Below are 13,079 nucleotides of genomic sequence, written 5' to 3'. Positions count from 1 at the left end.
CCGGAGCGGTCGGCCGCTCGGCGGAGGCCGAGGGCGGTCAGACCGTCAGGCGGCGGACCGCGACGACCGTGTCCGTGACGGTGGCGGTCCGCCCGTCCGGTCCGGTGGCCTCGCGCTCGGGGCGGTCGAGGCGTTCGGGCCGCCAGACGTCCGGGTCCAGGCCGAGTGCGTCGTAGATCTCCTCCGGCGCGGGGAAGCGGGCGTCGGGGTCGGGGTCCCAGGCCCAGGGCCGGAAGGAACCGTGGTCGACGATGAGGAGGAGCCCGCCCGCGGTCAGCGCCCGCGCGGCCCGCCGGAAGACGCGGGCCCGTGGCAGGTCGAAGGGGGTCTCCAGATACTGGGCGTTGATCAGGTCGAAGGCGCCGGCGGGGAACGTGCGGGCGAGGTCGTGCCGTTCGGCGGTCAGCCGCTGTGCGACGGCGGTGCCGGCGGCGACGGCCCGGGCGGTGGTACGGGCCAGGGCGGTCGGCGCGATGTCGACGGCGGTGACCGTCCAGCCCCGGGAGGCCAGCCACACCGCGTCGCCGCCCTCTCCGCTGCCCAGGTCGAGCGCGGTTCCGGGGGTCGTGGCCCGCACGGTCTCGGCGAGCAGCGGGTTGGGGCGGCCCGACCAGACGGGCTCGTCCCGGTCGGCGTGGACGCGCTCCCAGAAGTCGGCGGCCTCTTCGGGGGCCCGGCCGGTGTCGGGAATCCTGCCTGTCATGGGTTGCTCCCTGGTGTCGTGTCGAAGCCCGACGGACAGCCGGGCGGTCGGTTGTGAGAATTCATGCCGTTTCGGCAAGGTGGTGCGCATGGATGAACAGGACGAGCTGAAGGAGACCCTCGCCGCCGTCGGCCCCCGGCTGCGGGAGCTGCGACGGCGGCGCGGGGTCACGCTGGCGGCGCTGTCGCGGACGACGGGGATCTCGGAGAGCACGCTGTCGCGCCTGGAGGGCGGTGAGCGCAGACCGACGCTCGAACTGGTCCTCCCCCTGGCCCGCGCCTACGGCGTCCCACTCGACGAACTGGTGGGTGCCCCGCAGACCGGCGACCCCCGGATCCACCTGCGGCCGGTCCAGCGCCCGGGCCTGACGTACGTTCCGCTGACCCGGCGGGCCGGCGGCATGCAGGCCCACAAGCTGGTCATCCCGCCGCGGCCGCGCGGTACGGAGCCGGAGACGCGGACGCACGAGGGTTACGAGTGGCTCTACGTCCTGGAGGGCCGGCTGCGTCTGATCCTCGGCGACCGGGATCTCGTCCTCGCCCCGGGCGAGGCCGCCGAGTTCGACACCCACGTGCCACATTGGCTGGGCTCGGCCGACGACCGGCCGGTCGAACTGCTGGTGCTGTTCGGCAGCCAGGGCGAGCGCGCGCACCTGCGGGCCCGCACCACCTGACGGCGCGACGCGGGGCATGGCACCCGCGTGCGTCAGCCCTGCCGGGATGGGCGGGACGGCGGCAGACCGTCGAGCCCGTGGCGGCGGTCGCCCATCACCCGCCCGCAGAGGGCCGCCTCCGCCTCCGGGGTGAAGGCCGTCACGGGGTTCCCGGCCCGGCGGCGGGCGAGGGCGGCGTCGGTGTCGGCGGCCACCAGGTCGGCGTTGATGGCGGCCGCCGCCCGTACCCCTGCCGCGGCTGCCCCCACCACCCCGTCCGTCACGTCCGCCACATTGCCCGCGACCCACACCCCGGGGACGGCGGTCAGCCCGGCGGCGTCCGCACGGACCTGGTCGCCGATGGCCGTCGGGTGCTCCGCCGCCGTCAGTCCGAGTCCCGCGAGCACCTCGTCCCGGGCCTCCAGCCGAGGAGCCACGGCCAGCGCGGCGAGCGGAACCCGCGGTCCCGACGCCAGCCGTACGCCCACCAGGCGGTCGTCCTCGATCTCCAGGCCGGCGACTTCCCCGTCCACCACGGAGACCCCGCGGGCCGCCAGCCGCTCCCACTCCTCCTCGTCGAGGTCGCCGGCCGTGTGCCGGAACAGAGTGACCCGGTCGGTCAACTGCCGGAAAAGCAACGCCTGGTGAACTGCGGCCGGGCCGGTGGCCAGCACTCCGACCGGCCGGTCCCGCACCTCCCACCCGTGGCAGTACGGGCAGTGCAGCACGTCCCGCCCCCACCGCTCGCGCAGTCCGTCGACGTCGGGGAGCCGGTCGACGAGCCCGGTGGCCACCAGCAGCCGCCGGGCACGGAAGCGGCGCCCGTCCGCCGTCGCCACCACGAATCCGTCGCCGGCCCGTTCGGCGGACACCGCCCGGTCGGCGATCACCCGGCCGCCGTACGCGGCGACCTCCTCCCGGCCCGCCCGGAGCAGTTCGCCGGGGGCGACGCCGTCCCGGGACAGCAGGCCGTGCACGCCGGAGGCGGGGCCGTTGCGGGGTTCGCCGGAATCGACGACCACCACGGACCGCCGGGACCGGGCGAGTGTCACCGCGCCGGACAGGCCGGCGGCTCCGCCGCCGACGACCACCACGTCGATGTCGCTGGGGTTCTCTGCGTTCTCAGTCATACCGGCACCTTCGCCCGGTGCCTCACGGCGGACAAGAATTCATGCCGTTCCGGCAAGAAACCCGGCGGCACCGGCGGCAACGGGCCACAGCGGTTCCGTAAAGGTCCCGCGGAGCCATAGGCAACCGGCACTCGGTGACGCGGCCGTACCCCGGCGCCGCGCCCGGATCCTGCCGCTCGGCTTCGCCGGCCGCGACGGCTCCGCCGTCATCGTGGGCCTCAACGGCCCGCGCCTGCCGGCCGGTGCCGCCTGGCGCCGGGTCCGCGGCGCCATCGGCCGGCAGGCCACCGCGACCGTCAGGGCCGCCCCGCACCGACGCGGGGCGGCCCGCACGTTTCGGGCAACCGCGTTCAGCCCGGCCGCGTCCTCACCGCCCGCTCCCGCACCGCCGTCCGGCCCGCTCGCTACCCGGCACCCGTCTACGCTTGCTGCCCGGCCGCCCGTTCGGCCGCCCCGTCTCCGGCCCCCTCCCCCGGAGCCCCGTCCCCGTCCGCGTCCCCGCCGCGCACCGTGTGCCGCAGCAAGAACACCGAGAGCACCGCCATCGCCAGCAGCAGCCCCGCCGTCGTCCACGAGGCGATCCGCAGGCCGTGGGCGAAGGCGTCGCGGGCGACGGCCAGGACGTCGGCGCCGGCTTCCGCCGGGAGGCGGCCGGCCGTGTCGACGGCGCCGCCGAGGGTGTCCCGGGCCGCGGTCGCCGCGCTGGGCGGGAGGTCGTCCGGGAGGTGGCGGGCCATGTCGTGCCGGTAGACGGCGGTGCCGATGCTGCCGAGGACGGCGATGCCGAAGGCTCCGCCGAACTCGGTGGCCGTCTGGGAGAGGCCGGAGACGGAGCCGGCCCGGTCGGCGGGGGCGGTGGCGATGACCAGGTCGGAGGTGGTGGTCATGACGAGGGTGATGCCGGCCGCCATGACGACAGTGCCGGTGACGATCACCGCGACGCCGGAGTCCGCGTCGAGGCGGGTGAGCACCCCGTACCCGCCGGCCGCGACGACCAGGCCGCCGGCGACCACGGCCACGGGCCGGACGGCGCGCGCCAGGAGGGGTGCCAGGGCCGAGCTGGCCATGGCGGCGCCGGCCGCGGGCAGGGCCCACAGGCCCGCCCGCAACGGGCCGTAGCCGAGAACCATTTGGAGGTACTGGGTGGTGAACAGCCCGGAGCCGACGAGGGAGAAGATGGCGAGCACGCTGGTGGCGACGGAGGCGCTGAACGCCCGGTCGCGGAACAGCCGGACGTCCAGCATGGGTTCGTCCAGGCGCCGCTGGCGCCGCAGGAAGTACCAGCCGACGGCCAGGCCGACGGCGAAGGCGACGGTCGGTACGGCATGCAGGCCGTCCTCGGCGGTCTTCTGGATGCCGTAGACGGCGGGGAGCACGGCGGCCAGCGACAGCGCGGCGCTGAGCAGGTCGAACCGGCCGGGCCCGGTCGCCCGGGACTCCGGGAGCAGCGCCGGGGCGAGGAGCAGCAGCAGCGCCATGACGGGCAGGTTGACGAGGAAGACGGAGCCCCACCAGAAGTGTTCCAGCAGGATGCCGCCGAGCAGCGGTCCGAGGACGGCGCCGGCGGCGAACGCGCCGGTCCACACGGCGATGGCGGCACGGCGCTGCCCGTCGTCGGTGAACATGGTGCGGATGAGGGAGAGGGTGGACGGCATCAGGGTGGCACCGCCGACGCCGAGGAGGGCGCGGGTGGCGATGAGCAGGACGGGGTCGGTGGCGAGGGAGGCGGTCACCGAGGCCAGTCCGAAGACGATGGCGCCGAGCATCAGCAGCCGCCGGCGGCCGATCCGGTCGCCGAGCGACCCCATGGTGAGCAGCAGTCCGGCGAGGACGAAGGGGTAGATGTCGACGATCCAGAGGAGCTGGGAGCCGCTGGGCGCCAGCTCGGCGCTGATGAAGGGCAGGGCGTAGGAGAGCACCTGCATGTCGAGGGAGACCAGCAGGACGGGGAGGATGAGGACGGCCAGTCCGGTCCACTCCTTCCGTCCGGCCTTCCCCGATGTGCCGGGCTTCCCCGGCGTCCCGGGCTTCCCGGTCTCCCTCGACGTTCGTATCGGTGCCGCTCCGGTGTCGTGCATGACGTCGTCGCTCCCGCTCCGCTGGTCGGCGCCTACGCGTTGAGGTAGGCGAGTACTGCCAGGACGCGCCGGTTGTCGTCTCCGGAGGCCGCGAGTCCCAGTTTCGTGAAGATGCTGTTGGTGTGTTTGCTGACGGCCTTCTCGGACACGAACAGCTTGGCGGCGACGGCCGCGTTGGAGCGGCCCTCGGCCATCAGGGCGAGCACCTCGCGTTCCCGTTCGGTGAGGGACTGCACGGGGCTGGTCGCCTTCTCGTGTTTGACCATGAGTTCCGACACCACCTTCGGGTCCATGACCGTGCCGCCGTCCGCGACCTGCCGGAGCATGTCGACGAAGCGGCGGACGTCGAAGACGCGGTCCTTGAGGAGGTAACCGACGCCGCCGTTCTGGTCGGACAGCAGCTCGCGGGCGTACATCTGCTCCACGTGCTGGGACAGCACCAGGATGGGCAGTCCCGGGACCTGCCTGCGGGCCTCGACCGCGGCCTGGAGGCCCTCGTCGGTGAAGGTCGGGGGCAGGCGCACGTCGACGATGGCCACGTCCGGGCGGTGGGTGAGCAGGGCGCGCAGCATGGCGGGCCCGTTGTCCACCGCCTCGATCACCTCGAACTTGTGTGCAGTCAGCAGTTGTACCAGGCCCTCCCGCAGCAGGGCCAGGTCTTCGGCGATCACCACGCGCACGGCAGCTCCATCGTCACCACGGTCGGTCCGCCCTGCGGACTGTGGACGTCCAGTACTCCGTCGAAGGCGGCGAGCCGGCGTTGCAGCCCGCGCAGGCCGCTGCCGCCCTCGGGGTCGGCGCCGCCGCGGCCGTCGTCGGTGACCCGGGCCCGGAGCGCGCCGTCGGCGTACCAGAGGCGTACGTCGACGCGGGTGGCGCCGCTGTGCTTGGTGACGTTGGCGAGCGTCTCGGCGACCACGAAGTAGGCGGCCGACTCGACGGGCGGCTGCGGACGGCCGGGCAGGTCGATGGCCAGCTCGACGGGGAGCGGCAGGCCGACGGCCAACGCCCGTACGGCGCCGTCGAGTCCGCGTTCGGCGAGGACGGGCGGGTGGATGCCGCGGACGAGGTCGCGCAGTTCGGTGAGGGCCTGGCTGCTGGACTCCATGGCGTCGGCGAGGAGGCGGCGCACCATTTCGGGGTCCTCGTCCAAGAGGGTGTCGGCGAGGCCGAGTTTCATGCCGAGGGAGACCAGGCGGGCCTGGGCGCCGTCGTGCAGGTCCCGTTCGATGCGGCGGAGTTCGGCCGCCTGGGACTCGACGGTCTCGGAGCGGGTCTCGGTCAGCCGCTCGACGCGCAGGGCGAGGCGGGCGCCGCGGGTGGGGGCCAGCAGCAGCCGGGTGAAGCCGCCGTGTGCCCGGACCAGCGGCCGGGCGCTCAGCAGTCCGAGGGCCACGAGCAGGGCTCCCTGGGGCATGGCGAGGTAGGCGTCGGTCTGGTCGGCGATGGGCCAGACCACCCCGAAACCCCAGTGCGGGCCCATGTGTTCCCAGAGGAAGGGGGTGACGAAGAGTCCGTTGAGGCCGTAGGCGACGAGGGACGCGGGCAGCAGGCCGAGGACCAGGCCGACGGGCCCGTCGAGGAACAGCCACAGCACGTCGCGCCAGGTGGCCGGGTCGGCCAGCAGCCGCCGGCACTGCCGGAAGGACGCGGCCACGTCGTGGGGTGACGCTTCCACGGGGTGGCGGTAGGGGGTGTCGATGGGGGTGCCGGTCCATTCGCCGGCCGTCCGCCGGTGGTAGCCGGCCAGCCCGCGGACCGCGGCCAGGACGACCGGCAGGATGAGCACGCCCACGCCGACGGCCAGGGAGAGCAGGGTCAGGACGGTGACGGTGAACAGGGCGACGCTGCCTATCTGGGAGAGCACCGCGACCACCAGGCCGCGCGCGCACCAGCGGAGCCGCCCGGCACCGCCGTCCTCCCGCACCGGTCGGGCCTCGGTCACCACGGGGCCGTCACCGCCCGCCGCCTGACCGCTCCGGTCGTCCCGGTCCTCGCCGCAGCGCGTAACCCGCCCGCCGGCCTTGAGGTCCACGCCTCGCACACCTGGCTCCGTCCTCCCCTGACCCGGGGGCGCTCCGCCCCACGAGCCTCATCATGCAGTACGCGCGGGCGGTCCGAGCGGCCGGTCCGCCCGCCCGCGCCTCCCAGCATCGCCGCCGGCCGGGCCCGGGGCAGTGGAGGAGGGCCTTCGGGCGGGGTGGAGTTTTCTCCACCCCCTTTGTGGTCGTAGACCCATCGGCCGCGCGGTGGCCCGTCCGTAGCGTTGACGGTGTGATCGCGTCCCCCACGCGACAGGTACAGGGAGCTTTGAATGGACACCATCGCAGTCGCCGACGCAGTCCGGCTGAACGCGGTTCGCAAGGTCTACGGCGAGGGCGCCAACGCAGTGACCGCACTCGACGGCGTGAGCCTGTCCTTCCAGCGCGGCAGCTTCACCGCCGTGATGGGGCCGTCGGGTTCGGGCAAAAGCACCTTCCTGCACTGCGCGGCGGGGCTTGACCGGCCCACTTCGGGCACGGTCCTGCTGGACGGCGAGGATCTCGGCGGGTACGACGAGACGGCGCTGACGAAGATGCGGCGCGAGCGGATCGGCTTCGTCTTCCAGTCGTTCAACCTGCTGCCGGCGCTGACGGTGATGCAGAACATCACGCTGCCGCTGAAGCTGGCCGGCCGGAAGGCGAACCGGGCGCAGATCGACGAGGTGGTGCACCGGGTGGGTCTGGACTCCCGGACGGGCCACCGTCCCGCCGAGCTCTCCGGCGGGCAGCAGCAGCGGGTGGCGATCGCGCGGGCCCTGGTCACGGGTCCGGCCGTGGTGTTCGCCGACGAGCCGACCGGCGCGCTGGACACCCGTACCGCCCGCGAGGTGCTGCGGCTGATGCGCGAGTCGGTGCGGACCCTCGGGCAGACCATCGTGATGGTCACGCACGACCCGGTGGCGGCCTCGTACGCGGACCGCGTGGTGTTCCTGGCCGACGGCCGGTTCGTGGGCGACCTGTACAACCCGACCGCCGAGGTGGTCGCCGAGCGGATGACGCGCCTGGGTGCCTGGGCGGACGAGGAGTCCGCGTACGACCCGCAGGCGCGCACCGCGACGGGGGGCGCGTACTGATGCTGTCCCTCGCCCTGAGCACCCTGCGCTACCGCAAGGGTGGTTTCGTCGCCACGTTCGTGGCCATGTTCTTCGGCGCGGCCCTCATCATGGCCTGCGGCGGACTGATGGAGAGCGGCGTCCGCGACGTCCTCCCCTCCCAGCGGTTCGCCGCGGCGCCCGTGGTGGTGACCGGCGACCAGTCGTACGAGTCCTCGCGCCTGGCGGAGCGGGTCCGGCTGGACGCCGGGACGGTCCGCGAGGTCGCCGGCGTGCCGGGCGTCCGCGAGGCGGTGCCCGACGTGTCCTTCCCCGTCGCCGTCGTACGCGACGGCCGCCCGGTGACCGATCTGTCGGACGACGTCACCCGCGCCGACCACCGTCCGCTGGGCCACGGCTGGGAGTCCTCCCGGCTGGCGCCCTACCGCCTCGCCAAGGGGGCCGCGCCGGCCGCCGCCGGTGACGTGGTGCTGGACGCCGGGCTGGCCGAGGAGGCCGGTGCCGCCCTCGGCGACCGGGTCCTCGTCACGGTCCAGGGCACACCGCGGGAGTTCCGGCTCACCGGTGTGGTCCGGCAGGCCGGCGGCCGGGACGCGTTCCAGCCCGCCGTGTTCTTCACCGACGCGCAGGCCCGCGCGCTCAGCGGGCACCCGCGGGCGGTGGACGCGATCGGCGTCCTGCCCGCGGCCGGCACCGACGCGGCCGCGCTCGGCGACCGGATCGAGAAGAAGCTGGGCGGCAAGGCCGTCGCGCTGACCGGCGACCAGCGGGGCCTGGCGGAGTTCCCCAAGGCCGCCGCGAGTCAGCGCAACCTGCTGATGCTGGCCTCCATCTTCGGCGGCTGGGCGGTCCTGGTGGCCATGTTCGGGGCGTCGTCCACCCTGGGCCTGACGATCCGTCAGCGGCACCGCGAGATGGCGCTGATGAAGGCGATCGGCACCACCCCGGCGCAGCTGCGCCGCATGATCCTGGGCGAGACGCTGGCCGTCTCCCTGGTGGCGTCCGTGCTGGGCTGCCTGCCCGGCGCGCTGTTCAGCCGGCTCCTCTTCGACAAGCTGGTCTCCGCCGGGATCGTCTCCGGAGCCGTCGAGTTCCGGCTGGGCGTGCTGCCGGGCGTGGTGGCGGTGGCCGCCTCGCTGCTGGCCGGCGTGGGTGCCGCGTACCTCACCGCCCGTAAGATCGCCGGGACCCGGGCCACCGAGGCGCTCGCCGAGAGCGCGATGGAGGGGCGCTGGCTGACCCGCGCCCGTCTCGTCTGGTCGATCGTGTTCCTCGTCGGCGGTGTCGCGATGGCGGCGACGACGATGACGATGCCGGTGGACGACACCACGGCCGGCGTCGCGGCTCCGGCCTGCATCTTCTGGGCGATCGGGCTGGCCCTGCTGGCCCCCGGTTTCGCGAAGGGCGTCGTGGCGGTCCTGAAGGTGCCGCTGCGGGCGGTGTCGGGGCTGTCGGGCCTGCTCGCGATCCTCAACTCCCGGACGCACGCGCGGCGGATGGCCGCCACCATCACCCCCATCGTCCTGCTGACCGGCATCGCCACGGGCACGCTGTACATGCAGCAGATCGAGGACGCCTCCAACCGCGCCGCGCACACCGGCGTCCTGCGGGCGGACGACGTCCTGACCTCGCGCACCGGTGGCCTCGCCCCCGGCACGCTGGAGAAGGTCCGCGGCGTCCCGGGCGTCGCCGCGGCCTCGGAGTACGTCACGAGCACCGGCTTCGTGCAGGAGCCCAAGGACTCCCAGCAGACGGACGACGGGTGGACGCTCCAGGGCGTCACCGGCGACGGGAACCTCTCGGTGAACGCCGCCGCCGGCTCGCTCGCCGCGCTGCGCGGCGACAGCGTGGCCCTGCCGGTGGAGCACGCCAAGTCGCTGGGGCGCGCGGTCGGCGACACGATCACCCTGCGGCTCGGCGACGGCGCCCCGGTGAAGGTGAAGGTGGTCGCCACCTACCGGCCGGAGGGCCTGACGACCTCGCTGCTGCTGCCCGCCGGGCTGCTGGCGGCGCACACCACCGACGGGACGCCCGCGCAGATCGTGGTGCGGCGGGCCGCCGGAGCCGACCCGGGCGCGGTGGCCGCGGCGCTGGGCGCGGCGGTCAAGGACCAGCCGGGCGTCGAGGTGGCCGGCAGCGACGCGCTCACCGCCGGCCGGACCGCCGGCCAGCAGCAGCTCGCCACCATCAACTACCTGGTGGTCGGCATGATCGTCGGCTACACGGTGATCTCGGTGGTCAACACCCTGGTCTCCGCCACCGGGCGGCGGCGCCGGGAGTTCGGCCTCCAGCGGCTCACCGGCTTCACCCGGCGGCAGGTCATGACCATGATGGCGGCGGAGAGCGTGCTGACCGCGGTGACCGGGATCGTCCTCGGCTCGGTCGCCGCCGCGGTCACCCTCTTCCCGTACAGCGTCGCCAAGCTGGACCGTGTCGTGCCGTCCGTGCCGGTGTGGATCTACTGGGCGGTCGTGGCCGGGGCGGCGGTCGTCACCTTCGCCGCGACGCTCCTGCCCACCTGGCGGGCCACCCGGTTCCGCCCGGTGGAAGCGGCCACGTCCGCCGCCTGACGACTCCGCCGCGGCCGGCGTAACTGCCGCGGCGGGCGACAAACCACCATGAGGGGCCGGTAGTCCATCCCCCGTCGCACTCCGGCCCGGGTCCCACCGCTCTGCCGAGCGGTGGGGCCCCTTGCTTTCCGCCCACGGCGGGTGCGATAGGGGTCGGACGCGACCCCTATCGCGAACGGCGGCCGGACGGTTAGGGGTTGGCCGCGGCTCGGGCGCGATGGGATCATGCGCGGGACGGACCGAGACTGACCGAGACGGCCACGGCGGGCGCCGGGGGCGGACATGCGAGGAGCGAGTGACGTGAGCGAGTCGAGCGGGGCCGTCGGCGGCGTGCGGGAGAAAAGCAAGTGGATCCAGCGCTTCCACCCGGCCCCGGACGCCGCGAACCGGCTGGTGTGCTTCCCCTATGCGGGCGGCTCGGCCAGCTACTTCCACGGCGTGTCCGCCTCCCTGTCCCCCGCGCTCGACGTCCTCGCGGTGCAGTACCCGGGCCGCCAGGACCACCGGGCGGTACCGCCCCTGCGCTCCGTCGAGGAGCTGGCGGACCGGGCCGCCGAGGAACTGCTGCCGTGGTGCGACCGCCCGGTGACGCTGTTCGGCCACAGCATGGGCGCGATGGTCGCCTACGAGGTGGCGCGACGGCTCACGGACAAGGGCGCGGCGCCGCTGTCCGTCGTCGTCTCGGGCCGCCGCGCCCCCACGACCGTCCGGCAGGAGGACGTCCACCTGCGGGACGACGACGGCATCGTGGCCGAGATGGAGCGGCTCGGCGGCAGTGACCTGCGGATGTTCCACGACCCCGAGCTGCGGGCGCTGTTCCTGCCGGTGATCCGCGCCGACTACGAGGCGGTGGAGACCTACCGCCACCGGCCCGGCCCGCCGCTGCCCTGCCCGGTTCTGGCGCTGCTGGGGGACGGGGACCCGATGGCGACGGCCGAGGAGACGGAGGCGTGGGCCGGGTGCACGTCCGCGGCGTTCGCCCTCCGCACCTTCCCCGGCGGCCACTTCTATCTCAACTCCCGCGCGCCGGAGGTCATCTCGGTGATCCGGGAGCACATCGCTTCCCTGACGGACTGAGAAGCCGACGGGTCGACGGGCGGAGAGCGACGCCCTCCCGGCGACCGCGCGCGGGCCGACAGGGCGTCCTGGCCCGGCTCCGCCCGGCCCGGTCCGGCTACGGCGCCGGGCACGACGTGGCCGTCACCGCACGGGAACCCCCCGTTCCATGACGGCCACGTCCGGCCGAAGGCCCGGCTCCCGTCAGCCGGCCTGCCGTTCGGCCACCCGCCGCAGGGCCTTCTTGTCCGGCTTCCCGGCGTCCGTCAGCGGCAGTTCCGCCACGAAGCCGATCCGGTGCGGCTCGTACATCGCGCCGCACCGCTCGCGGACGAACGCCCGCAGCGCGTCCGCCGGGACGTCCACGCCGGGGGCGGGCACCACGGCGGCGTGCACCCGTTCCATGTCGTCGGCGTCCCGCACGCCGAACACGGCACTCTGCCGTACGCCGGGGTGCGCGTTGAGCACGTCCTCCAGCTCGGTCGTGTAGACGTGCCCGCCCACCACGATGATCATGTCCTTGATGCGGTCGACGACGGTCAGGAAGCCCTCGTCGTCCAGGAAACCGATGTCACCGGTGTGCAGCCAGCCGTCCTTCAGCACCTCCGCCGTCAGGTCCGGCCGCTTCCAGTAGCCGCGCATGACCTGGTCGGAGCGCACGCATATCTCGCCGTGCGCGCCGGGCGGCAGGTCCCGGCCGGTCGCGGGGTCGCGGACGGCGACCTCGACTCCGGGCAGCACCCTGCCGACGCTGCGCAGCCGTTCGGGCCGCGCGGGGTCGTGGTCCTCGGGCTCCAGGAAGCTGATGCCGCCGACCTCGCTCTGCCCGTAGAACTGGACGAGGACGGGCCCGAGGCGGCGTATCGCGTCGGCGATCCGCACGGGGGACGCCGGGCAGCCGCCGTACAGCACGCACCGCAGGCCGGAGGTGTCGGTGCGGGCGAGGTCCGGGTGGTCCAGGAGCGCGTAGAGCAGCGGCGGGAGGAGGAACACGTCGGTGACGCGCTCGCGTTCGATCGCGGCGAGGACGGCGGCCGGGTCGAAGTCCTCCAGCAGGACGAGGACGCCGCCCCGGCGGAGGGTGCCGTCCGCGAGGTGTCCGGCGGCGTGCGCGATGGTGGTGCAGACCAGCTGCCGGGGCGTGTACTCGTCGTGCTCGCGGTAGCCGCGTCCGGCCTGCGCGAAGGTGGTGCAGATGCCCTTGGGGTGGCCCGTGGTGCCGCCGGTGTGCCGGATGGAGGCGATGTCCTCGGGTTCGGCCAGGCTCGGGAACGGCTCGGCGGACCGGGCGGCGGCGAGTTCCAGCAGGTCCTTGCCGGTCTTTGCGGGGCCGAGGGCCAGGACGTGCTCGACGGGGGCGAGCCGCGTCACCTCTTCGGCGCGCTCCGCCAGGCGCGGATCGACGATGAGCGCGCGGGTCTCGACGTCGGCGACGATGCCGGCCTGCACCTCGGCCGAGAGCTTGTTGTAGAGGTGGTTGACCCGGCAGCCGAGCAGGTTCGCCGCGTACCGGGCGGCGACGATCTCGGGAAGGTTCCCGCTGAGGAGGGTGACGGTGTGCCCGCGGCCGAGCCCCTCGGCGTGCAGCGCCCGCGCCATCCGGTGGACGAGTGCGCGGAACTCCCCCACGGTGACGCGCCGTCCCTCGTGGACCAGCGCCTCGCGCCCGGGGTCGTCACCCATGCCGTCGAGGATGTCCTCCACGTACATCGGTAACTTCGGCGCGGCGTGCGACATTTCTGCTCCTCCGAGGTAGGTTCCCAGGCCAATAATTGCCTGAGGCATCCATCCATCAT

At 74.2% G+C, this 13,079-nt stretch carries 10 protein-coding genes; 4 read left to right on the top strand and 6 right to left on the bottom strand.

Annotated features, from left to right (window positions below):
• Nucleotides 1–37: 37 nt before the first annotated feature.
• Nucleotides 38–703, bottom strand: coding sequence for a class I SAM-dependent methyltransferase (locus ACH4PU_RS20250; protein WP_398273470.1), 666 nt, complete (start codon nt 701–703; stop codon nt 38–40).
• An 88-nt stretch (nt 704–791) separates the two neighbouring features.
• On the opposite strand from ACH4PU_RS20250, the gene ACH4PU_RS20245 reads away from it, so the two are divergent.
• Nucleotides 792–1,376: a helix-turn-helix domain-containing protein gene (locus tag ACH4PU_RS20245; RefSeq protein ID WP_398273467.1), complete on the top strand. Its 585-nt coding sequence runs from the start codon at nt 792–794 to the stop codon at nt 1,374–1,376.
• Nucleotides 1,377–1,408: 32 nt separating this feature from the next.
• On the opposite strand, the gene ACH4PU_RS20240 is transcribed toward ACH4PU_RS20245, so the two are convergent.
• The 4 genes from ACH4PU_RS20240 to ACH4PU_RS20225 form a co-directional block, all read right to left on the bottom strand.
• A complete protein-coding gene (locus ACH4PU_RS20240; RefSeq protein ID WP_398273464.1) occupies nt 1,409–2,485 on the bottom strand; it encodes an NAD(P)/FAD-dependent oxidoreductase in 1,077 nt (358 codons plus the stop codon).
• A 419-nt stretch (nt 2,486–2,904) separates the two neighbouring features.
• Nucleotides 2,905–4,563 carry an MFS transporter gene (locus tag ACH4PU_RS20235; RefSeq protein ID WP_398273461.1) on the bottom strand — a complete coding sequence of 553 codons (1,659 nt, stop codon included), beginning with the start codon at nt 4,561–4,563 and terminating at the stop codon, nt 2,905–2,907.
• Between the two features lie 32 nt (nt 4,564–4,595).
• Nucleotides 4,596–5,243 carry a response regulator gene (locus ACH4PU_RS20230; RefSeq protein WP_398273458.1) on the bottom strand — a complete coding sequence of 216 codons (648 nt, stop codon included), beginning with the start codon at nt 5,241–5,243 and terminating at the stop codon, nt 4,596–4,598.
• Nucleotides 5,231–6,598: a sensor histidine kinase gene (locus ACH4PU_RS20225; RefSeq protein WP_398273509.1), complete on the bottom strand. Its 1,368-nt coding sequence runs from the start codon at nt 6,596–6,598 to the stop codon at nt 5,231–5,233. Before ACH4PU_RS20225 ends, ACH4PU_RS20230 begins: the two co-directional genes overlap by 13 nt.
• 279 nt (nt 6,599–6,877) lie before the next feature.
• Between ACH4PU_RS20225 and ACH4PU_RS20220 the strand changes: the two genes are divergently transcribed.
• The 3 genes from ACH4PU_RS20220 to ACH4PU_RS20210 all read left to right on the top strand — a co-directional run bounded on the left by ACH4PU_RS20220 (nt 6,878) and on the right by ACH4PU_RS20210 (nt 11,304).
• Nucleotides 6,878–7,678, top strand: a complete 801-nt coding sequence (locus ACH4PU_RS20220) for an ABC transporter ATP-binding protein (protein WP_185946100.1) — start codon at nt 6,878–6,880, stop codon at nt 7,676–7,678.
• Nucleotides 7,678–10,227: an ABC transporter permease gene (locus ACH4PU_RS20215; protein WP_398273454.1), complete on the top strand. Its 2,550-nt coding sequence runs from the start codon at nt 7,678–7,680 to the stop codon at nt 10,225–10,227. The genes ACH4PU_RS20220 and ACH4PU_RS20215 overlap by 1 nt, the downstream gene beginning before the upstream one ends.
• A gap of 300 nt (nt 10,228–10,527) precedes the next feature.
• Nucleotides 10,528–11,304 (top strand): thioesterase II family protein, encoded by a 777-nt coding sequence (locus tag ACH4PU_RS20210; protein ID WP_398273451.1) that lies wholly within the window; start codon nt 10,528–10,530, stop codon nt 11,302–11,304.
• Nucleotides 11,305–11,487: 183 nt separating this feature from the next.
• Here ACH4PU_RS20210 and ACH4PU_RS20205 read toward each other — a convergent pair whose 3' ends face one another.
• Nucleotides 11,488–13,020: an AMP-binding protein gene (locus ACH4PU_RS20205; protein ID WP_398273447.1), complete on the bottom strand. Its 1,533-nt coding sequence runs from the start codon at nt 13,018–13,020 to the stop codon at nt 11,488–11,490.
• Nucleotides 13,021–13,079: the final 59 nt, after the last annotated feature.

The sequence above is a fragment of the Streptomyces sp. NPDC021100 genome (assembly GCF_044333095.1).
Classification (GTDB): Bacteria; Actinomycetota; Actinomycetes; order Streptomycetales; family Streptomycetaceae; genus Streptomyces.
The sequence above is the reverse complement of the archived record's forward strand: the minus strand, read 5'-3'. Positions and strand labels throughout refer to the sequence as shown.

Excerpts from the sequence above, each read along its gene's own strand:
- ACH4PU_RS20220 (WP_185946100.1), top strand. The coding sequence starts at position 6,878 with ATGGACACCATCGCAGTCGCCGACGCAGTCCGGCTGAACGCGGTTCGC.
- ACH4PU_RS20240 (WP_398273464.1), bottom strand. The coding sequence starts at position 2,485 with ATGACTGAGAACGCAGAGAACCCCAGCGACATCGACGTGGTGGTCGTC.
- ACH4PU_RS20245 (WP_398273467.1), top strand. The coding sequence starts at position 792 with ATGGATGAACAGGACGAGCTGAAGGAGACCCTCGCCGCCGTCGGCCCC.
- ACH4PU_RS20235 (WP_398273461.1), bottom strand. The coding sequence starts at position 4,563 with ATGCACGACACCGGAGCGGCACCGATACGAACGTCGAGGGAGACCGGG.
- ACH4PU_RS20215 (WP_398273454.1), top strand. The coding sequence starts at position 7,678 with ATGCTGTCCCTCGCCCTGAGCACCCTGCGCTACCGCAAGGGTGGTTTC.
- ACH4PU_RS20250 (WP_398273470.1), bottom strand. The coding sequence starts at position 703 with ATGACAGGCAGGATTCCCGACACCGGCCGGGCCCCCGAAGAGGCCGCC.
- ACH4PU_RS20205 (WP_398273447.1), bottom strand. The coding sequence starts at position 13,020 with ATGTCGCACGCCGCGCCGAAGTTACCGATGTACGTGGAGGACATCCTC.